Source organism: Arthrobacter sp. Sr24 (assembly GCF_054511175.1).
On record NZ_JBTNDB010000013.1, the window covers coordinates 1 to 20429 of the forward strand.

The window sequence follows — 20429 nt, forward strand, 5'->3', positions numbered from 1 at the left end:
AGAACTCCCCCTGAACGCAGGATGCGGAGTAGGAAGGACGGCTACTAAGGAAGACGTTGTAAGCCTTGTGCCTCGCCAGCTCTCCGTCTGACTCGGCGAATAGCGAATCAGTCCTGGTTGCTGAACGCGGCGTCAAAGGACAACGCGGACGGGGCAAAATCGAACTTCTTCAGTGCTGCCAGTGCTTCGGGAGCACCCTGCAGGCGGTCCATGCCGGCGTCTTCCCACTCGATGGAGATGGGTCCGTCGTAGCCAATAGCTGTCAGTGCGCGGAAGGAGGATTCCCAGGGCACATCGCCCCGGCCCGCCGAGACGAAGTCCCAGCCGCGGCGCGGATCTCCCCACGGCAGGTGCGAGCCCATGACCGTGTTGCGGCCGGTGGGGCGCAGCTTCGTATCCTTGCAGTCCACATGGTAAATCCGGTCCTTGAAGTCCCAAATGAAGGAGACCGGGTCAATGCCCTGCCACATGAAGTGTGAAGGATCCCAGTTCAGACCAAACGCGGGGCGGTGCCCAATGGCCTCCAGTGTGCGCACGGTAGTCCAGTAGTCGTAGGCGATCTCTGAGGGGTGAACCTCGTGAGCAAAGCGCACACCACATTCGTCAAAAACGTCCAGGATGGGGTTCCAGCGGTCAGCGAAGTCTTGGTAACCGGCCTCGATCACGGACTCTGGCACGGGCGGGAACATGGCCACATACTGCCAGATCGAGGAACCGGTGAAACCGACTACCGTCTTAACACCCAGCGCCTGCGCAAGGCGGGCCGTGTGCTTCATTTCCTCGGCGGCACGCTGACGGACGCCTTCAGCATCGCCGTCACCCCACACCTTCGAGCCCACAATGGCTTGATGGCGGAAGTCGATGGGATCATCGCACACGGCCTGACCCTTGAGGTGGTTGGAGATGGCCCAGACCTTCAGGCCGTAGCTTTCAAGCATGGCGAGCTTGCCGGCAACATAGCCGGGCTCGTCCCAACGCCACGGGTCCAAATGATCACCCGAGCACGCAATTTCCAGGCCCTCATAGCCCCATCCGGAAGCCAGTTTGGCCACTTCTTCGAGCGGGAGATCGGCCCACTGGCCGGTGAACAAGGTGTACGGGCGGCTCATGCGTTCAGTCCTTTTGAAGTGGTGATGAGTTGGGGGATGGTGACGCTGCTTCCGCCGGCTTCCGAAGAGGCCTCGATGGCCGCCAAGACCTGCTGCACACCGTACCCTTCCTCGAACGACGGCGACGGGTCTTCTCCGGTGGCAATGTTCAGCAGGAAATCGCGGATCTGATGCGTGAAGCTATGCTCCCAGCCAATCACGTGCCCCTGCGGCCACCAACCAGAAATATAGGGATGTTCAGGTTCTGTGACGAGGATCCGCCTGAAGCCCTGGACCTCAATCGGCTCTGTGCCGTTGAGGAAGTACAGCTCGTTGGGGTTTTCCAAGTTGAACGTCAGTGCTCCGGTGGTCCCATAAACCTCCACGCGGAGGGCGTTTTTCTGGCCTAGTGCCACGCGCGAAACATCTACGCTGGCCACAGCGCCACTGGCCATGGACAGCGTGGCCCAGGCTGCGTCGTCGACCGTGACGGGTTCAAGCCCATCGGGGCCAGGCCGCTCGGTGGTGAACGTGTGCAGCTTGCCGGAGACCTCGGTGACGGTGTCGCCGAGCAGGTACTGAACCTGATCGATGGCGTGCGATGCAATGTCGCCCAACGCGCCGGAGCCTGCAGTTTCCTTGCGCAACCGCCACGTCATAGGGGATTCGCTGTCGGCCAGCCAGTCCTGTAAGTACGACGCGCGGACCTGACGGATGCTGCCCAGCTCACCATCGGCGATGAGCTTGCGAGCCAAAGCCAGTGCGGGGATGCGGCGGTAATTGAAACCCACCATGGAGCGGACGCCTTGCGCGCGGGCGGCCTGCGCGGCGGCCACCATAATCTCGGATTCGGCCATGGAGTTGGCCAGGGGCTTCTCCACCAGCACGTGCTTGCCCGCAGCGAGTGCCGCCGTCGCAATTTCAGCGTGCAGCCAGCCGGGAGCGCAGATGTCCACAATGTCAATGTCCTCGCGGGCAACGACCTCCCGCCAATCGGTGGCTGATTCGCTCCAGCCATACTTCTTGGCGGCGGCAGCAACGGCTACGGCGTCCCGGCCCACCAAGACCTTTTGTTCAAAGTCAGGGACGTCGAAGTGGTTGGCTACGGTGCGCCAAGCGTTGGAGTGGGCTTGGCCCATGAACGCGTAGCCAATGGCAGCCACGCCCAAGGTGCGGATCGCCGACGGACGCGGGTCCAGCGGCTGTGCCTCCGCAAGGGGTGCGGCCGGTGATTGAGGGGAGGTCATGTGTGTGATTCCTAGAGGGTTGCGGCGGTGGGTGCCCAGTCAACGGGCACTGGCTCGGAGCTCGGGGCGGAGCTGGCAACATCAACGAATTCTCCGCTGTTGACGGACTCCGTGATCGAGACCATGGCATCGAGGATGTGGTACGCGAGTTCGCCCGTGGCGCGCTGCGGCACGCCGGCGCGGATGGAACGGGCCATGTCCAGCACGCCCAATCCGCGGCCATGGTCCGGACCTTCTGCGGGAATGGTGGTCCAATCTTCGTCGCCGCTCTTGAAGATCTGGATCTCGCCGTCGAAGTTGTTCGGGTCAGGCAGTGAAATTGTGCCTTCGGTGCCGGTGATCTCGACAAATCCCATACGCGGGCGGGGGGACTCGAAGCTGAAAACGCTGTGCGAGGAGGCGCCGGATTCGAACTGGGCGATGGCACTGACGTGAGTGGGAACTTCGACGTCGAACACCTCGCCTTCCTTCGCGCCGGAGCCAATGGTGCGGGTGGGGAACGCGGTGTTGCCCACGGCAGCCACCCTGGAAAGTGGGCCAAACGCCTGGACCAGAGTGGTCAGGTAGTACGGAGCCATATCAAAGAGCGGACCGGCACCTTCCTGGAACAAGAACGCGGGGTTCGGGTGCCATGACTCCGGGCCGGGGGACTGGAACATGGTCAGCGCTGTCAGCGGGGTGCCAATGGCTCCACTGTCAATCAGGCGGCGAGCCGTCTGCAGGCCAGCGCCAAGGAATGTATCCGGTGCGCAGCCAAGACGAACGCCGGCAGCGTCTGCTTCTTTGAGCAGGCCCAGGCCGCTTTCCCGATCCAGGGAGAACGGCTTTTCGGTCCAGACGTGCTTGCCTGCACGGACGGCTGCCGTGGCAACTTCTACGTGGGCGGCCGGAATGGTTAAGTTGACGATGATTTCAACGTCGGGGTGGTTGAGCGCCACCTCGACGCCGCCGGAAATTTCTACGCCGTACTCAGCGGCGCGTGCAGCTGCTGCCTCCTCGAAGAGGTCGGCAATGACCAGCACCTTCACATCAGGGAACGTGGTCAGGTTGTCTAGGTACTGCTTGCTGATGTTGCCAGCGCCAATGAAGGCAATGCCGACGGGTCCTGTTTTTGCCATGGTAATTAGGCCTTTCCGGCTTTGACGTTTCCTGCGTTGAGGAAGGCAAGGCTGGCAGCGATGCCTTCGAAGATGTCGCCGGCGTAGTCATCGAATTCAACCACGCCAACTTCCATTGACTTGGCGGCTGCAATGACATCCCAAACCGGGACCTGGCCCTGACCGGCAGGAACTTGAGCCAGGTTATCCGTGGTCAAAGGGCCGTCCTTAATGTGGATCAGCTGCACGCGATCGCCCAAGCTAGTCAGCACGTCAACGGCGTTAGCGCCACCCACGGACACCCAGTAGGTATCTACTTCCAAGATGAGTTCTGGATCCAGCAGTGTTTCAAAGTACTGCAGGGCCGTGGTGCCGTTGATGGTGGACTCCAACTCCCACTGGTGGTTGTGGTAACCCACGCGGATTCCATATTCGGCACCCTTCTTGGCGGCAGCGTTGAGACCTTCGGCGATCTTCTGGACGTCTTCGGCGCTCTGCCAGCGATCGGCAGGGATGAATGGGTCAATCACGGTGGTGATGCCCAGCTTCTTGGCCGCTGCAAAGATTTCGTCCTGATCAGCGCTGAGCAAGGGCGCGTGGCCTGACGGTGCGGTGATGCCGTTCGCCGTGAACGCAGCAGCGAGAGCATCGGCCGTGGCGACGAAGTTGTAGGGCTCAACCTGGGTGAAGCCAAGCTCAGCGACGCGGGCAATGGTTCCGGGCAAGTCTTCTTCAAGGGGCTTGCGGACTGTGTACAGCTGAAGGGAATACGACATTGAAACTCCTCGAAAGCATGAAAGTGTGTTCACGGTTCAACTTAGGGGAACTTATGCCGATCGTCAAGCAAAAGTTAAGGACTGACGCACGAAGCTTTAGATTATGACAGATGGAAGTGCATGTGTTATCTATTGGGAATGGCTAAGACCCCACTCCAGCAAACGCCGCGCAACTCAGTCGCTAGCCCTATCGCCAGCCCAGTGGCCACCAGCGATGGCACTGCATCGCGCGTCCCCGAGCAAGTCGGCCACGCACGAGCCGGGGACGTTTTTCAAATCCTAAGAGACGGCCAAGCTCGTACCCGAGCGGAACTGGCAGAGGTCACGGGGTTGGCCCGCTCAACGGTTGCCGCACGCATTGACGCGCTCACCGCTGCTGGCCTGATTGGCCCGGCAGGTGAGGCCATCTCCTCTGGTGGACGTCCGCCGTCGCGCTTTGCTTTTCATCCCTCAGCAAGGGTGATTCTGGCTGTGGATATTGGGGCCACCCATGTTTTGATTGCGCTGACGGACCTGGGCGGACGGGTGTTGAGCGAGCTGCGGACTTCCATTGATATTGCTGCCGGGCCCACCGCGGTGCTGGATGAGGTGCTGGAGCAATGTAGGCAGGTTTTCGCCACGGCTGGACGCCACGAAAGAGAACTCGTGGGGATCGGCATTGGTCTTCCTGGGCCCGTGGAACATTCCACAGGGCGGCCTGCGAGCCCGCCCATCATGCCGGGGTGGGACGGTTTTGATGTGCCGGCCTACGTGCAACAGCGTTTTCCCACGGATGTGCTGGTGGATAACGACGTCAATATTATGGCTTTGGGGGAGCGCGCGCACTACTGGCCTGACGCGCAGGATCTGCTCTTTATCAAGGTGGCCACGGGCATTGGGGCTGGCATTATCAGCGGCGGACGGCTGCAACGCGGCGCCGATGGGACGGCCGGGGACATGGGCCATGTGCGGGTTCCCCGTGGTGGCGAGGTGCTGTGTCGCTGCGGTAATTTCGGTTGTTTGGAGGCCATGGCGTCGGGGCCTGCCGTGGCTGCAGCACTCTCTGCCGGCGGTGTTCCGGCGCATAGTGGCGAGGATGTTTTGGAGTTGGCGCGCAGGGGGAATCTGGTCGCGATTCAAGCCATGCGGCAGGCCGGGCGCGATGTTGGCGATGTCTTGGCGGCCTCCGTAAACTTGCTTAACCCGTCCGTGATTGTCATTGGTGGAGGGCTGTCCTCGGCGGGAGAATATCTGATGGCAGGAGTGCGGGAGATCGTGTATCAACGCTCCCTGCCGCTTGCTACAGCGCGGCTGCGAATCGTCCAATCAATGGCCGGTGACCATGCCGGGGTACTAGGTGCTGGCCGCATGGTGATTGACCACATCCTCGCACCGGCGTCGGTCGAGCGGATCGTCGCCGCCAACGCGCAAGGATGAGTGGCATGGACGCCGCGCAGCCGAGAAGTCCGCAGCCCGGAAAGGTCCAGGCAAGCAAGCCCCAGCCGGGCAAGGTCACCATCAGTGATCTAGCCACCACGTTGGGCATCTCCAAAGCGTCGGTTTCTTATGCGCTCAACGGTCAGTCCGGTGTCAGCGAAACCACCAGAGCGCGCGTGCTTGCGCTAGCTGGCGAGCTTGGCTGGTACCCCAGTTCCAGCGCCCGGGCGCTCTCGCAATCTCGTAGCGATGCGGTCGGCATTGTGTTGTTCCGCGATCCCGAACAAATTGGTGTTGAACCGTTCTACATGAGCATTCTCGCCGGGATCGAAGGGGTTCTCGGCGCGCACGACATGAGTCTGATGCTGCGTATGGTCAACCCCCTCACCGTGCCGGATTCCCACACCCGAGACCTTGCCGTGTATGAGCGTTGGGCGGGGGAGGGGCGGGTTGACGGGGTCATCCTCTTTGATCACGTCCGCGATGATCCTCGCCCACCCGTGCTCAACCGATTCGGGATGCCCTTTGTGCGTTTAGGGGCTGGCACGGAGGTGCTCCCCGCGGCCCGAAGCTCCAATGTCACCGTCTCGCAGGCGGCGGACGCGGCCACTGTGGTGCAGGCTCTCCATGAGCGCGGGCACCGACACATTGCCTTCATTTCCGGGCCGGTGGATTTCCTGCATGAGGAACGTAAAACCGAGTACATCAGCGCGTATGCAGCACGTCTAGGAATGACCGTGGTGCTGTGTCCCTCGGATTATTCCGCGGACGACGGCGGCGCTGCAACTGTCGCTGTCATGGCCGGCTTGGTCCCAGGGTCACCTGATTTCCCCACGGCAATCATCTACGGCAATGACCTCATGGCAGTGGGCGGTTTGCAGGCTCTCCAGCGACTGAAGTTGCGTGTTCCCGAGCAAGTTTCTGCAGTCAGCTGGGATGACTCAATCTTGTGCCGTGTCAGTTCCCCCGGTCTGGCAGCTTTGGGCCGCAGCGTGGCCGATCTGGGGCGCAACTCCGCCCAGCTGCTGCTGGAACTGATTTCCGGCCATGAACCACGCAATATCGAGGCAGCACCTGGCCTCCTGAAGGTACGCGAGAGCCTAGGGCGCAACTCCCGCTAGGGCGGATTCCTGTAGAGCCGGAGGTAGCTGCGGCTACCGGGAACTGGCAGGTGCCTGCCCGGGTGCACGGCCCGCCCCGGGCAGACGCATCAGCGAGGGGCGCCGAAGAGGCGCGCGCCTACCACTGTTCTGCCCACATATTTTGACGGGCGCACTATCCAAAGAAGTTATAACGGATTGATAACAAGGGGCCATCGCTGAACCGGTTCAGTTATGGTGGTTACATCAGGCTTCATAGTGAGAATTTCCCTTCGTTTAGCGGATTATGGGGCATGCGACTGAGGCGGTCACTTTCTCTTGGTTGGTACTTTTGGGCGCTGATGAAGTTGCAAGTAGTTATTATTTCAAAGATTTTCTTACTTTTGATTGACCCTCGACATAAGTTCATCTAGGTTTGGTTCAATATCGAGCAACGCGAGCCTGAAAAGGTCCCACAGTTCGAGTTTTACGAACAGTTCTCCCACAGACAAGGAAGTCACGGAAGTGAAAAGACGTACTTTTGCCGCAGTCGCGGCCATCGCAGCATTCGCCATTACAGCCACCGGTTGCAGCGGCGGCACCGGCAGTGATTCCACTGATGCAGGTGGCAAGAGCATCACTTACTGGGCCAGCAACCAGGGCACCAGCGTGGACAACGATAAAGAAGTCCTCACCCCGCAGCTGGAAAAGTTCGAGGAAGAAACCGGTATCAAGGTCAACCTTGAAGTTATTGGGTGGAATGATCTTCAGACCCGCATCCAGACGGCTGTCACTTCCGGTCAGGCGCCGGATGTATTGAACATTGGCAACACCTGGGCTGCATCACTGCAGTCCACCGGAGCTTTCCTGCCGTTCGACGATGCAGCTTTTACCGCAATTGGTGGCAGGGACAAGTTCGTCAAGACCGCCATGGACACCGGTGGCATGCCTGGTCAGGACCCCACTTCGGTGCCGCTCTATGGATTGGCTTACGGGCTGTACTACAACAAGGCAATGTTCAAGGATGCCGGCGTGACTCCTCCCACCACCTGGGAAGAAATGGTTGCAGCTGCTAAGAAACTGACCACCGGTGACGTCCATGGATTCTCACTCGCGGCAGGCAGCTACACCGAGAACTCACACTTTGCCTTCATCAACGCAGCCCAGAACGGTGCAGAGTTCTTCGATGCCGACGGCAATCCCACCTTCACCTCGGATGGAATCGTAGACGGCATTGCCCGCTACTTGGACTTGATGCAGACAGATAAGGTAGTTGCTCCCGGGGACGCCCAATACGACAATGCAACACAGGCCATCAACGATTTCGCCACCGGCAAATCTGCCATGGTCATCAGCCAGAACAACGCCAATAGCTCCATCGCCTCACAGGGCATGGCCGATGACGCCTTCGGTGTTGTAGCCTTCCCGGCACCTGCAGCGGGCAAGAATATTGCCACCATGGTGGCTGGTATCAATATGTCTATCTTCAAGAACACGAAGAACAAGGATTCTGCACTGGAGTTCGTGAATTTCATGACCAGTGAAGACACTCAGGCTGCCTTGGACAAGCCGTTTGCAGCCCTTCCTGTGCTGGCTGGCGTAACACCCACCTTTACAGAAGATGCAGAACTGGCCAAAACGTTCTCTGACATCTATGAGAACAAGTCAGCACCGCTTCCCCTAGTTGCGGCCGAGGATCAGTTCGAAAGCACGGTCGGCAAGGCAATGAACCAGATGTTCGCAACCATCGCCTCCGGCGGTACGGTCACCAAGGAAGACATCAAGAAGGCCCTGGAAACAGCACAGCAGGCAGTCGAAGCAGCAATGTAACACCGTCCGGGCCCCAGTTTCGGGTCACCAAAGACCTGTAACTGGGGCCCTGGCCAGTGTGGACCCAATAATCCGCCGCTTCCAACCCTCAATTTCTTGTAGAAAGGTGTGTGTCCGCAGTGTCTGCTTCCACCGCCGTAAAAAATTCCGGCTCCTCCGCCGGGGCAGCCGAACGGAGAGAGCGTAAGCCTCGTCGTGCCGGCTGGTGGCTGCCGTACGCGCTGCTGGCCCCCGCCGTCATCTTTGAACTTGTCATCCACATTGTTCCCATGGTGACCGGCATTTGGATGAGCTTCCTCAAGCTCACCAAAATGTATATCTCCAACTGGGGCAACGCCCCGTTTGTCGGTTTCAAAAACTACGAGATCGCTCTCGACTTCAACTCCGCTGTAGGCATGGGGCTGCTGAAATCTTTCGGGATCACCGTAGCCTTCACCATCCTGGTCGTCGGATTCTCATGGTTGCTGGGCATGGCTGCGGCTGTAGCGCTGCAGAAGGTTTTCCCCGGACGCGCAGTCTTCCGCACACTCTTTTTGATTCCGTATGCACTGCCCATGTACGCCGGTGTCATCGCCTGGAAGTTCATCCTGCAGAAGGATAACGGAGCGCTTAACCACCTCTTGTTCGACAATTTGGGACTCCCCGGCGACAAGCCTTTCTGGCTGATCGGTGATAACGCCTTCGTCGCCGTAGTCATTGTTGCGATCTGGAGACTTTGGCCCTTCGCGTTCTTGATGCTGATGGCCGGACTCCAGTCCGTCCCCACCGACATCTACGAAGCTGCATCCGTCGACGGCGCCAAGCCGCTACGCCAGTGGTGGAACATTACGCTGCCGATGCTGCGCCCGGTGAACATGTCCCTGGTTCTGGTGATGTTCCTCTGGACTTTCAACGACTTCAACACTCCATTCGTTCTCTTCGGCGGCTCGCAGCCGCCCGCCGGCGACCTGATCTCTTTCCACATTTACAACGCCTCATTCTTGACGTGGAACTTCGGCTCGGGTGCCGCCATGTCAGTACTGCTCCTGCTCTTCCTCTCGGTTGTCAGCGGAATCTACGTTCTCTTCATGAACCGGAGGAAAGACAATGCATGACACAACCGGAACAAAGATCTTTAGAGTCGTCACGATTACCGCACTCAGCATTTTCACGATCATCCCCATCTACGTCATGGTTATCTCGGGATTGAAGCCGCTTAAAGATGTCCAAGGTGCATTCACCTGGTGGCCTGAATCGTTGACCATTCAGCCCTACATTGACATGTGGAAGACCGTCCCGCTAGCCGACTACTTCATGAACTCCGTGGTGGTCTCGACGGTAGCCACGATCCTCTCGCTCATCATCGCGATCTTCGCCGCCTACGCAGTTTCGCGCTACACCTTCCGCGGCCGGTCACTGTTCTCCGGTGCGGTGCTCTCCACCCAGATGCTGCCCGGCGTCCTCTTTTTGCTGCCTTTGTTCCTGATCTTCGTGAACATCAACACCAACTTCGGTGTCCAGCTAGTGGGAACGCGAGCCGGTCTGATCATCACCTACCTGACGTTCTCGCTGCCATTCTCCATCTGGATGCTCGCCGGCTACTTCAACGGCATTCCGCGCGAACTCGATGAGGCCGCCAAGGTGGATGGCTGCGGGCCAATGCGGACCCTGTTCACCATTATCTTGCCCACAGCCCGCCCGGGCCTGGTCGCGGTCGCCATCTACAGCTTCATGACCAGTTGGGGTGAAGTCCTGTTCGCCTCGGTCATGACCACCGACGCGAACCGAACCCTTGCCGTTGGCCTCCAGCTCTATTCGACACAGACCAACGTCTACTGGAACCAGATCATGGCCGCCTCCGTGGTGGTCTCCATCCCAATCGTGATTGGCTTCTTGCTCCTGCAGAAGAACTTCGTGGCCGGCCTGACCGCTGGTGCCGTTAAGTAATCCGCTACGTTCGACGCCGGCACGCACCGGCTCCAATGAAAAATGCCGCCGATAATGCCCGGTGCCGCTGATATATCAGCGGCACCGGGCATTATCGGCGGCAAAAGGGGAACGCTAAATGGCGCAGCCGTCCGGGCCACACGCTTCGGCATCGGAACCGGACGCGACCATCGTCAGCGGGTTTGCTTCCTGCCAGGCCTGATCCAGCGCCTGGCCGAATACTTCGGCAGGCTGAGCTCCTGAGATACCGTATTTGCGGTCAATGACAAAGAACGGAACGCCTTGAACACCAATGGCGCGGCCCTCGGCAATGTCATGGCGGACATCATCGGCGTACTTATCGGTGTCCAACGCTTCGTTGATGTCAGCAGCTGACAAGCCAGCCTCGGTGCCGATCTTCACGAGCGCATCGCGGGAGCCAATGTCCGCTCCGTGCTCAAAATGATTCGACAGCAGCGATTCCTTGACGACGTCTCCCAAGCTGTGCGCCTTGGCCAAATGCAGCAGCTGGTGGGCGTTAAAGCTATTGGCCACCACCACGTCGTCGAACTTGTAGTTGAGGCCTTCACCCGCGGCCTGCTCGGTGACGTGCGCGAACATGCCAGCTACCTGCGCCGGGTCCATGCCCTTGCGCTCGCTGAGGTAGCTGAGCTCAGTGCCGTCATAGTGTTCCGGGAGGGTGGGATCCAGCTGGTAGCTGCGCCACTGGACGTCCACGGATTCCTTGTGCGGGAAAGCCTCGAGAGCGGTTTCAAAACGGCGCTTGCCAATGTAGCACCAGGGGCAGGCCACGTCGGACCAGATTTCAATCTTCATACTTGCGGTAACGGGGGTGGTTCGGTGGATATTCCGGCGTCACACAGAATCGAGTTGACGGATGATGTTGATGTTTCCGTGAAACATCAACATCATCCGTCAACTCGATGTGAAATTAAGGCTGCCCCACCGGAACCCGGATTTCGGGTGTGCAGTGGCGTCGCATCCGGTGCGGCAACCAAACTTATGCTGCTGAGAGCTGCAGTTCTGGCTGCTCGGAGCTCGCGTGCAGGTAGTTGGCGTAGGCCGAGGTGGTCAAAAAGGCGGGGAAGTCCTCGCCCAGTGCCACGTCCGTGAAGATCTCCAGGGCGTCTTCGAAGCGGTCCGCATCGAAGCGGGGGAGCCGTGCGAACTCTTCTTCGAGCATCTCCTTGACCCAGTCGTAGGTGATGAGTTCGCCAGTGTCCGTGATGGCCTGGCTGTGGATCCACTGCCAAATCTGGGAGCGGGAGATCTCCGCGGTGGCGGCATCCTCCATGAGGTTGTTCAGGGCGACGGCTCCGTGGCCTCGCAACCAGGACTCGATGTATTGGACGCCCACCCAGATGTTGTCCCGGATGCCCTCTTCAGTGATGTTGCCCTGAGTGCCAGCGATGTTCAACAAGGCACGGTCATCGAGTTCCACCTCTTCGCGGGTGCGGTTGATTTGGTTCGGGTTCCACCCCAAGGCCTCATCGAAGACCTCCATGGCTACGGGGACCAGATCCGGGTGGGCCACCCAGGATCCGTCGAAGCCGTCGTTGGCTTCACGGGTCTTATCTGCGCGGACCTTCTCCATGGCATTGGCGTTAGCCTCCGGATCGCGACGGTTCGGAACAAACGCTGCCATGCCGCCAATGGCCATGGCGCCGCGGGTGTGGCAGGCGCGGACCAACTGCTCGGTGTAGGCCCGCATGAACGGTGCCGTCATGGTGATTTGGTTGCGGTCCGGGAGCACAAAGCGCGGGCCGCGGGTGCGGAAGTTCTTGATGACGGAGAACAAGTAGTCCCAGCGGCCAGCGTTCAGGCCGGCAGCGTGATCACGCAGTTCGTACAGGATTTCTTCCATCTCGAAGGCAGCGGTGATGGTCTCAATCAAAACCGTAGCGCGGATGGTACCTTGCGGGATGCCGAGTAGCTCCTGTGCCTGAATGAAGATGTCATTCCAGAGGCGGGCTTCTTGGTGGTTTTCAATCTTCGGCAGATAGAAGTAGGGGCCCTTGCCCTGCGCGATCAGGCGGCGTGCGTTGTGGAAGAAGTACAGCCCAAAGTCAACAATGCCGCCGGCCATCGGCTTGCCGTTGATCAACAGATGCTTCTCCGGCAAGTGCCAGCCGCGAGGGCGGACCACTATAGTGGGCATTTCCTCCTGCGGCGCCAGCTTGTACTCTTTGCCTTCCGGGCTAGTGAAGTCGATCCGACGCTCCAAGGCATCAATCAAATTCAACTGGCCACGGATGACATTGCCCCACGTGGGGGTGGAGGAATCCTCCATGTCCGCCAGCCACACCTTGGCACCGGAGTTCAAGGCGTTGATGGTCATCTTGCGGTCAACAGGACCGGTGATTTCCACGCGGCGATCTTCCAAACCAGGTGCCGGAGGAGCAACGCGCCAGCGGTGATCCTCACGGATGTGTGCGGTTTCGCGCAGGTACCGTGGATCGGAACCGCTGAGGATCTGGGAGCGACGTGTGCGGCGAGCCTCGAGCAATTGCGTGCGTCGCGCCGTCGTGGTGCGGTTGAGCGCGGCGATGAAGTCCAGGGCCTCAGGGGTCAGGATTTCATCTTGACGGTGGATGGGAGGTGCGGTCATGGTGATGCCATTGAACGTGATGCCGTTCAAGCTATTCGTTGAGTTCATGGGAGAGTCTCCTGAGCAAAAAATGCCGGTGATGGCGCGTGTTCTGGATCCGTGGAGTCCAGAACACGCGCCATGAGCCAAAAAGGTTAGTGGAACTGCTGGGCTTCTGTGGAACCAGCCAATGCGAGGGTGCCGCTGTTTGGATTCAGGGCGGTCGCCACCAGATCGAAGTAGCCTGTGCCCACTTCGCGCTGGTGCTTGGTTGCGGTGTAGCCGCGTTTTTCGGAGTCGAATTCTCGCTCCTGCAGTTCGACGTAGGAACTCATGCCGTTGCGGGCGTAGCCATGGGCAAGATCAAACATCGAGTAGTTCAGGGAGTGGAAACCAGCCAAGGTGATGAACTGGAAGGTGTATCCCATGGCGCCGAGCTCTCGTTGGAACTTGGCGATGGTGGCGTCATCCAAATGCTTTTTCCAGTTGAACGACGGTGAACAGTTGTAGGCCAGCATCTGGTCGGGGAACTCGGACTTGACGCCTTCAGCAAACTTCGCCGCGTGCTCAAGATCCGGGGTTCCGGTCTCCATCCAGATCAGGTCAGAGTGGGGTGCGTAGGCGCGGGCCCTGGCAATGGAAGGCTCTAGCCCGTTCTTGACGTGGTAGAAACCTTCGGCTGTGCGCTCGCCGGTGATAAACGGCTGATCGCGCTCATCCACATCCGAGGTGATCAAGGTGGCGGCTTCGGCGTCCGTGCGGGCAATGATGACTGTAGGGACACCGGCGACGTCGGCTGCGAGCCTTGCCGCGTTCAGCGTCCGGACATGCTGGGCCGTGGGGATCAAAACCTTGCCGCCCAGGTGCCCGCACTTCTTTTCGCTGGCAAGTTGATCTTCCCAGTGAACGCCGGAGGCGCCGGAGCCGATCATGGATTTCATGAGCTCGTACGCGTTCAGGGGGCCGCCAAAGCCGGCCTCGGCGTCGGCCACAATCGGCACCAGCCAGTCTTCAACGGTTTGCAGGTTCTCGGAGAATTCAATCTGGTCTGCCCGCAGGAGGGCGTTATTGATGCGGCGAACAACCTTGGGAACCGAGTCCACGGGGTAGAGAGACTGGTCCGGATAAGTGTTGCCGTTGGAGTTGGCATCAGCGGCAACCTGCCAGCCGGAGAGGTAGATAGCCTTCAAACCGGCCTTGACCTGCTGGACAGCCTGGTTTCCGGTGAGGGCGCCCAAAGCGTTGGTGTAACTGCCGGGAGTTGCGTTGCGCAGCTGGTTCCACAATTTCTCAGAACCTCGGCGTGCCAGCGTGTTTTCTTCCTGGACACGGCCACGGAGCTTGATGACATCTTCAGCGCTGAAGGAGCGTTCCACGCCGTCCCAGCGGGAGTTGGCAGCCCACTCGAGCTCGAGGGCGGCAACAGCCTGGGCACGAATCTGTTCCGGCGTCATTGCGGGTTCATGTGCTGCAGTCATGATGGAAAGCTCCTTAGTAGTTTGATTCTCGAAGACCGAGGATCACCGTGTAGTTCCGTGTTCCTTCTTCGTGATTTCTACTATTCCGAGCTTTTCAAGGGGTTACTAGAGCAAATTGGTGGAAAGATTTGCAGTTCTTCACGTATCCTCAAGAAATGATCAATGTGGGCTGGAACACAGGCGAAGCGTTCGGGGCAGGTGGCAAGATAGCGGCTGCCACCCATGAATTGGACATCATTTCCCTGGGCCGGAGAGTGCGTCATCTTCGCAAAACCCAGGGCATGACTCTGGATGATTTGGGCGCAAAGGTGGGGGCTGCGCCGTCGCAACTTTCCTTGATTGAGAACGGTAAACGGGAACCCAAGTTGGGGCTGCTGCAGGCGCTCGCTGGGGCACTCGGCGTCGGGCTTGATCAGTTGTTGGGGAACGAGCCGCCCAGCCGTCGGGCAGCGCTGGAAATTGAGTTGGAAAGGGCGCAGCGCGGCCCGCTATACCAATCGCTGGGATTGCCCACAGTGCGTGTCAGCTCGCGGCTATCCACGGAAGTTTTGGAGTCGTTGGTGGGGCTGCAGCATGAGCTGGAACGGCGGCTGGATGAGCAGTCGGCCACGCCTGAGGAAGCGCGCCGGGCCAACAATGAGTTGCGGATGGAAATGCGTGAACGCAACAACTATTACCCGGAGATTGAGCGGCAGGCGCAGGACCTGTTGAAGGCGGTGGGGCATGACCATGGTCCGCTCTCCCACCATGTGGCGGCGGACGTTGCCGAGCACCTCGGTTTCGACCTGCATTACGTGGGGGATTTGCCGCATTCCACCCGGTCCGTGACGGATTTGAAGAATCGCCGAATTTATCTCACGCAGGGCCAACGCTCGGATCATGACCCGCGCTCGGTGTTGTTGCAGGCGCTGGGCCACTACGTGTTGGGGCATGAGACGCCGAAGGATTATTCGGACTTTCTGCGCCAGCGCGTGTACACGAATTATTTTGCGGCCTCGCTGCTCATGCCTGAACGCGCCACCGTGGACTTCCTGCAGACCGCAAAATCGGCCAAGGAGCTGGCCATTGAGGACATTCGGGATGCCTTTGCTGTCTCTTACGAAACGGCCGCGCACCGGTTTACAAACTTGGCTACGGAACATCTGGGGATCACCACGCATTTCCAGAAGGTGCATGAATCCGGGATCATTCACAAGGCCTACGAGAACGACGGCGTGAACTTCCCCGCCGATCACACCGGCGCGATTGAGGGCCAAGCCGTGTGCAGGCTGTGGACCTCCCGGGCGGTATTTGATGTGCCGGATAAGTTCCGTGCTTTCAACCAGTACACGGATACGGTGATGGGAACATTCTGGTGCACGGCCCGCACAGAGCGGCATTCCTCTGGAGAATACTCACTGAGTATTGGTGTGCCGTATGAGCATGTGAAGTGGTTTCGTGGCCGGGAAACTACGGAACGTTCGCAGTCGCGGTGTCCGGATCCGGATTGCTGCCGCCGTCCGCCAGCGGATCTTTCGGCGCAATGGGCTGGCAATGCATGGCCGTCCACCAGGGCCAACTCACACCTGTTAGCGGCCATGCCCCAGGGCGCTTTCCCTGGTGTTGATGAGACCGAGGTATACCGGTTCTTGGCCGCTCACGAAGGTAAATAGGGAGTGCGGGTTGTCCTGGGCTGGCTGGGGGTGGAATTGGGCTGGGGAAGGAAGCGTGGAAAAGTTCCCGCTTTCTTCGCCTGACGTTCACTCGGGCAAGGGGTTGCTGGCCCGAGCTGGAACATAGCTTTAGAAGTGCCAGCGCTGCCAAAAGTGAGGAACTCCCATGACCACCCACCACATTCCCGTTGTCCTGACCGCGGCGGGTGCTGCCGGTAACGACGAAGACGTGCTCGGGGACAATGTCTCCGTGGTCAATAACATGTATCAGGCGCTCTTGAACGTGCCGGAGATTGCACCGAACGCGCTGCGCAGCTACTTCGTAGATTTTTACATCACTCAAGCGCTCGACGGCGGATTCGCCCAGTATGTTTTCATGTCGCCTGACCGCGACGAGTTAGACACTTATGTCCGCGAGGGGCTCGAGGCGATGGGAGCTACGGCTCACCTGGAACTCTTCAACCGCACGGCTGCGCTCTATGATTTGCTCACTGAAACTGAGCTGGAGGACTATCTAGAAGACGGCGCCGAGATCCAAGGTAACCGCGCAGATGGGGCTCTCGCTATGGAAACTTTGGACGCTGAGTTTGAGGATTTGTTCGAGGCTGAGGACGTCACCGGGCTCAATGCCGCATGGCTGCGCAGTCAGCCCGGGTTGCTGGTGTTGGAGGAATCAGAGCTGGTGACCCACATCAGTGACCGCGTGGCACAGGTTTCAGATATGGCAGAACGCCAAGCTGAGACCGAGGAGTTCGATGAGTCTGAACTCATCGTGCTCGGAGGGGATTCCGGCAGCGCCACTGCATGAATTTGCCGTAAGGTCGAGCCATGAACGAACTCAAATGGACCAAGACTGCCCCCGCCAAAACTGCGTGGCAGGAGATGCCCTTTGGTCCCGGCATGTACAAGTGTTTTCTGACCGGCGGCCTGCCCAAGAATGTTCAGTGGCCCGCAGAATTGCAGCCACTGAAACGAGGGGATCTGATCTATGTGGGCCGGGCAACGAACCTGCGCAGCCGGGCCCGGCACCATGATGTGCAAACATCGAAGTCCACTTTTCGCCGTTCGCTCGCAGCCATCCTCGGCCTCCAGGCTCAGTGGCACGGGCGCTCCGCACACCCGCGGCTGACCGATGCTGACGAAGAGCTCCTCAGCGCATGGATAGTCAGCAATCTAGGCACATCCTTTTGCCTGGTGCTGGACTTGGACAAACTCACCGAGCTCGAGGACGGCCTGCGCGCGGAACTTCAGCCGCCCTTTAACCGCGATGGGCTGACGCCAGAGCAGTTGTACGTCTCGAGTGTTGCCACGGCGGCTCAACGCAACGCTCTGCGCGACAAGGGCTGAGGGCTCGAGCAACAGGTGTAGGTTCCCGTTTTGGATGTCACTATTCTCAGTTTCGTGTCACCATCGTCTGGCAATGCTGGCAATGCTGGCAATGCTGGCATGACGGAGTGGGCACTGAACGAGTTGGTTGACGCTCCCTAAGGGGAATCTCCTGCGGGACAGCAAGCAAGAGTTGTCGGGATGCAACTGGAATCTGCGGGTGGAATGGCACTTTTTCGCTGGCCAATATTTACCCGCCCGTTCTATGAGGTTCAGGTGATGCTCGTGGATATCAGTCCGGTGAGGGGTGCGCGGTTGATGATCTCTGTAACGTCGCTGATGTCCGTGATCCAGTCATGGACTTCTGGTGAAACGAGTTTGAAGAGGGAATTCATATCTTCCAGGCGCCTCGTGACGCTGGTTGAGGCGCTGGCGACGGGTTCGAGGTGGGCCAGCCGATTTCGTAGGCTGACTGCGGAATCCAGATACTTTGCGACGTCGGCCCGGGTTGTTCCGCGTGGAAAAGCCTTGTGTAGATAAGGAGTCCAGAGTGTGCTTTCTCGTGCCCTCGGCGTGATGAGGAACCGCCAAAAGCCGAAAGACAGTCTGGCTATGACCATACCGTTGGTAGCTGCGGCACCGATATCGCGTTGAGCGCTGCGAAGCAGCTTCAGCCCGTCGCTGTTGAGTCTCTGCTGTCGGAGACGTACTCGCTGTGTGCCGTTTTCCAGATACAACCACTCAGGTGCTGACTGTGCCGCCCAATCAGGAAAAGCTGGCGCCAACTGCGCGTCAAGGGCATTCCGAACCGAGACCTCCACATGGGCCAGGTCGCGGAGGATTGCTGACGATAGTTCTGAGCTCCATGCGTAGATCTCCATGGCCAACAGGTGGTCCCCGGATGCCAAAGTCAGATACTTGTCGTACCGGTGTTGCGATAGCCATGCTGTGGCCTGATTTGGCGTGGGAATGGTGGCGTGTGGCGATCCTTCAGGCATGAGTAGTAAACTACAGGGGCACTACGGGATCGGTCCTCTGTTCAATGGTTCGCCATTCGATTAGGCAGCGTGGTGCATAGAAAGAATCGAAGGGCTCATCGTCACGATGAGCCCTTTCTTTTCATGCTGGCGTCCGACTTAACCGAAGCACCGCAGCGAGTACGCTGAATACCCAAAAAGATTAGTGAGACTTCAGAAGGCGACTGTACAAAGATCGATAGTCACGGGCACTAGGATTCTGCGTCCCCAGCGGGAATGGCTAACGGGACGATAAGACGCAAGATGTACTGCCTGTGCTCGGCGCAAGCCGCGGCCGCTTAGTATCCTTCTGGCTTGGTGGCAGCACCATCGATCCACAGGTGGTCCTTCGGGTCATTGTGGGTGTTCTCCGTGCCAACGTGTTTGCTACCGATCCTGTCGCCTTTCGTGATGACATGAACCATGGCCATACCGTGCCCTCGCCCAAGGCCGTATTCCTCAGACAGCCATGTCAGGATGGGTCCCGCCTTGGTTTCTGGACCTAAACCGCGCTGATGAGCGAGTTCGATCAACTGGCGCGGGGTAAGGCCTGTCTTTTTCTCAACCGTGTCGAGGTAGGCCTGGAATGACATCGATGTCCTTTCTTTTGTCCTTTCTTTAGGGCCATTGTGTCGCATATGTTGGGAGTTCGCTAGCGGAACGGCTAACGGGCACTTGGCTTGTTGGGAAGAAAAGACTTCAGGACGGATACCCAATCATCGAACGCGTCGAGATGCGCGTCGTGGCTGGCTCCGGGTAGATCGTGGCGCTGGGTGTTGTGGCCGCGCAGGACAAACTCGGACTTTTCGTCCGAGGTGAACATGCCGTACTCCCCGTAAACCACCAACGTCGGTGCCTCGATTGATTCCCATTCCTCCCATCTGGGCACCGACACTTCCTTGATTGCCGAGACCATCACGTCTGGATCGAACCTGGGCCACAATCCATCGTTGCGTTCCTCCAAGTCTTCTGCCCAAGCTTTTTCGAGTGCACCATCGCCGATGAATGCGCGGGCCGTCGTATGGTTAGCGAAGGGCACTGGCCATGAATGGAAGAATTCGCCCATGGCCTCGTTTTGGATGTGGTTGCCACTGCCGGCTCCGGTTTCGAGCAGCACCAGCCGGTGAATTAGATCCGGGCGGGCCGCGGCGACGAGCATTGCGGTGTGACCGCCCATTGACTGGCCAACAAGTGTCACAGACTCTCCGACGGCCGTTTCAATGACGTGAACTACGTCGTCGATGAAGGCTTTTCTGGAAAGGTCCTCGGGATGGCGGGTGCTTCTGCCGTGCCCGCGGAGGTCGATGAGGATCGTTCTGAATTCAGGGAGCGCAGCCGCGGTCTGGAAGAATTCCCTGGCGCTGCCGGCGAGTCCGTGCAAGATCACGACAGCATGGCCGTCGCCACCCGAATCAAAATAGCTAATCTGCACACTTGATCCCACGTCAATAATGAACTCGCGCAACGGTCGCGTATTGGAATCCACTCTTCAAAGGTAGCTCCCAGCGAGCCGGGTGCCGGACAACACCTCAGACAGGGAATCGGAATGAGCGCATTTTAGCTCCGGAGTCGTCTCATCGCCCCGCAAGGGGTATGTCCGGATAAGCGTTCAGGAACGTCCCGCAATCCAGCGGCCTCTCTATTTCCGTATGCCACGCCCCGCATAATGTCCGGTGGGCTTGCTTATACGGGACGGGGGTTTCGAGCCCTTGAGGTCGGCTGTGGGAAAGTTTCACGAAAGTGAGACTCACGGTGGCGTTGGCCTGAGCATCGTAGCTGGTCAGCGTGTTTGGATGGTGACAGCTAACTCGGGACTTTACAAAAGGCTTATAGAAGAGTGGTTCTGCACCTAGCTGTTGCGGCCGGAATGCCTGGCTGAGTCTGCATGAAGAAGCTCACTGTCGTCAGTCC

The 20429-nt window shown here is 59.1% G+C and carries 18 protein-coding genes; 8 read left to right on the forward strand and 10 right to left on the reverse strand.

The features are described from left to right. Positions 1-107: 107 nt before the first annotated feature. The 4 genes from ACX80D_RS10095 to ACX80D_RS10110 are packed head-to-tail and all read right to left on the reverse strand — an operon-like array spanning position 108 to position 4208. The gene (locus ACX80D_RS10095; protein WP_459322532.1) at positions 108-1109 is read right to left on the reverse strand and encodes a sugar phosphate isomerase/epimerase family protein; all 1002 of its coding nucleotides are present in this window, start codon (positions 1107-1109) and stop codon (positions 108-110) included. After that, positions 1106-2335, reverse strand: coding sequence for a Gfo/Idh/MocA family protein (locus ACX80D_RS10100; RefSeq protein WP_459322533.1), 1230 nt, complete (start codon positions 2333-2335; stop codon positions 1106-1108). Before ACX80D_RS10100 ends, ACX80D_RS10095 begins: the two co-directional genes overlap by 4 nt. An 11-nt stretch (positions 2336-2346) precedes the next feature. Beyond that, complete coding sequence (locus tag ACX80D_RS10105; protein ID WP_459322534.1) at positions 2347-3453, reverse strand: Gfo/Idh/MocA family protein; 1107 nt, start codon at positions 3451-3453, stop codon at positions 2347-2349. A gap of 5 nt (positions 3454-3458) precedes the next feature. Then, positions 3459-4208, reverse strand: a complete 750-nt coding sequence (locus tag ACX80D_RS10110; RefSeq protein WP_459322535.1) for a sugar phosphate isomerase/epimerase family protein — start codon at positions 4206-4208, stop codon at positions 3459-3461. A gap of 138 nt (positions 4209-4346) precedes the next feature. On the opposite strand from ACX80D_RS10110, the gene ACX80D_RS10115 reads away from it, so the two are divergent. The 5 genes from ACX80D_RS10115 to ACX80D_RS10135 all read left to right on the forward strand — a co-directional run bounded on the left by ACX80D_RS10115 (position 4347) and on the right by ACX80D_RS10135 (position 10459). Further along, positions 4347-5624, forward strand: a complete 1278-nt coding sequence (locus tag ACX80D_RS10115) for an ROK family transcriptional regulator (protein WP_459322536.1) — start codon at positions 4347-4349, stop codon at positions 5622-5624. Positions 5625-5629: 5 nt separating this feature from the next. Next, positions 5630-6745, forward strand: a complete 1116-nt coding sequence (locus tag ACX80D_RS10120) for a LacI family DNA-binding transcriptional regulator (RefSeq protein ID WP_459322537.1) — start codon at positions 5630-5632, stop codon at positions 6743-6745. 483 nt (positions 6746-7228) lie between these two features. Continuing rightward, positions 7229-8533, forward strand: a complete 1305-nt coding sequence (locus ACX80D_RS10125) for an ABC transporter substrate-binding protein (protein ID WP_459322538.1) — start codon at positions 7229-7231, stop codon at positions 8531-8533. Positions 8534-8652: 119 nt separating this feature from the next. Next, on the forward strand, positions 8653-9627 hold the full coding sequence (locus tag ACX80D_RS10130; protein ID WP_459322539.1) for a carbohydrate ABC transporter permease: 975 nt from the start codon (positions 8653-8655) through the stop codon (positions 9625-9627). Further along, positions 9620-10459, forward strand: coding sequence for a carbohydrate ABC transporter permease (locus ACX80D_RS10135; protein WP_459322540.1), 840 nt, complete (start codon positions 9620-9622; stop codon positions 10457-10459). Before ACX80D_RS10130 ends, ACX80D_RS10135 begins: the two co-directional genes overlap by 8 nt. 114 nt (positions 10460-10573) lie before the next feature. On the opposite strand, the gene ACX80D_RS10140 is transcribed toward ACX80D_RS10135, so the two are convergent. The 3 genes from ACX80D_RS10140 to aceA all read right to left on the reverse strand — a co-directional run bounded on the left by ACX80D_RS10140 (position 10574) and on the right by aceA (position 14524). Further along, positions 10574-11275 (reverse strand): DsbA family oxidoreductase, encoded by a 702-nt coding sequence (locus tag ACX80D_RS10140; RefSeq protein WP_459322541.1) that lies wholly within the window; start codon positions 11273-11275, stop codon positions 10574-10576. A 184-nt stretch (positions 11276-11459) separates the two neighbouring features. After that, positions 11460-13115 carry a malate synthase A gene (gene aceB / locus ACX80D_RS10145; RefSeq protein WP_459322542.1) on the reverse strand — a complete coding sequence of 552 codons (1656 nt, stop codon included), beginning with the start codon at positions 13113-13115 and terminating at the stop codon, positions 11460-11462. A gap of 86 nt (positions 13116-13201) precedes the next feature. Then, positions 13202-14524 (reverse strand): isocitrate lyase, encoded by a 1323-nt coding sequence (gene aceA, locus ACX80D_RS10150; protein WP_459322543.1) that lies wholly within the window; start codon positions 14522-14524, stop codon positions 13202-13204. A gap of 128 nt (positions 14525-14652) precedes the next feature. On the opposite strand from aceA, the gene ACX80D_RS10155 reads away from it, so the two are divergent. The 3 genes from ACX80D_RS10155 to ACX80D_RS10165 all read left to right on the forward strand — a co-directional run bounded on the left by ACX80D_RS10155 (position 14653) and on the right by ACX80D_RS10165 (position 17523). Then, positions 14653-16176, forward strand: coding sequence for a helix-turn-helix domain-containing protein (locus tag ACX80D_RS10155; RefSeq protein ID WP_459322544.1), 1524 nt, complete (start codon positions 14653-14655; stop codon positions 16174-16176). A 166-nt stretch (positions 16177-16342) separates the two neighbouring features. Next, positions 16343-16984, forward strand: a complete 642-nt coding sequence (locus tag ACX80D_RS10160; RefSeq protein WP_459322545.1) for a DMP19 family protein — start codon at positions 16343-16345, stop codon at positions 16982-16984. A gap of 20 nt (positions 16985-17004) precedes the next feature. Then, entirely contained in the window at positions 17005-17523 is a 519-nt protein-coding gene (locus tag ACX80D_RS10165) for a GIY-YIG nuclease family protein (RefSeq protein ID WP_459322546.1), read from the forward strand. A gap of 251 nt (positions 17524-17774) precedes the next feature. On the opposite strand, the gene ACX80D_RS10170 is transcribed toward ACX80D_RS10165, so the two are convergent. The 3 genes from ACX80D_RS10170 to ACX80D_RS10180 form a co-directional block, all read right to left on the reverse strand. Next, complete coding sequence (locus ACX80D_RS10170; protein ID WP_459322547.1) at positions 17775-18500, reverse strand: hypothetical protein; 726 nt, start codon at positions 18498-18500, stop codon at positions 17775-17777. Positions 18501-18817: 317 nt separating this feature from the next. Further along, positions 18818-19111 (reverse strand): DUF4287 domain-containing protein, encoded by a 294-nt coding sequence (locus ACX80D_RS10175; protein WP_459322548.1) that lies wholly within the window; start codon positions 19109-19111, stop codon positions 18818-18820. Between the two features lie 71 nt (positions 19112-19182). Further along, positions 19183-20004, reverse strand: coding sequence for an alpha/beta fold hydrolase (locus ACX80D_RS10180; RefSeq protein ID WP_459322549.1), 822 nt, complete (start codon positions 20002-20004; stop codon positions 19183-19185). Between the last annotated feature and the right edge of the window lie 425 nt (positions 20005-20429).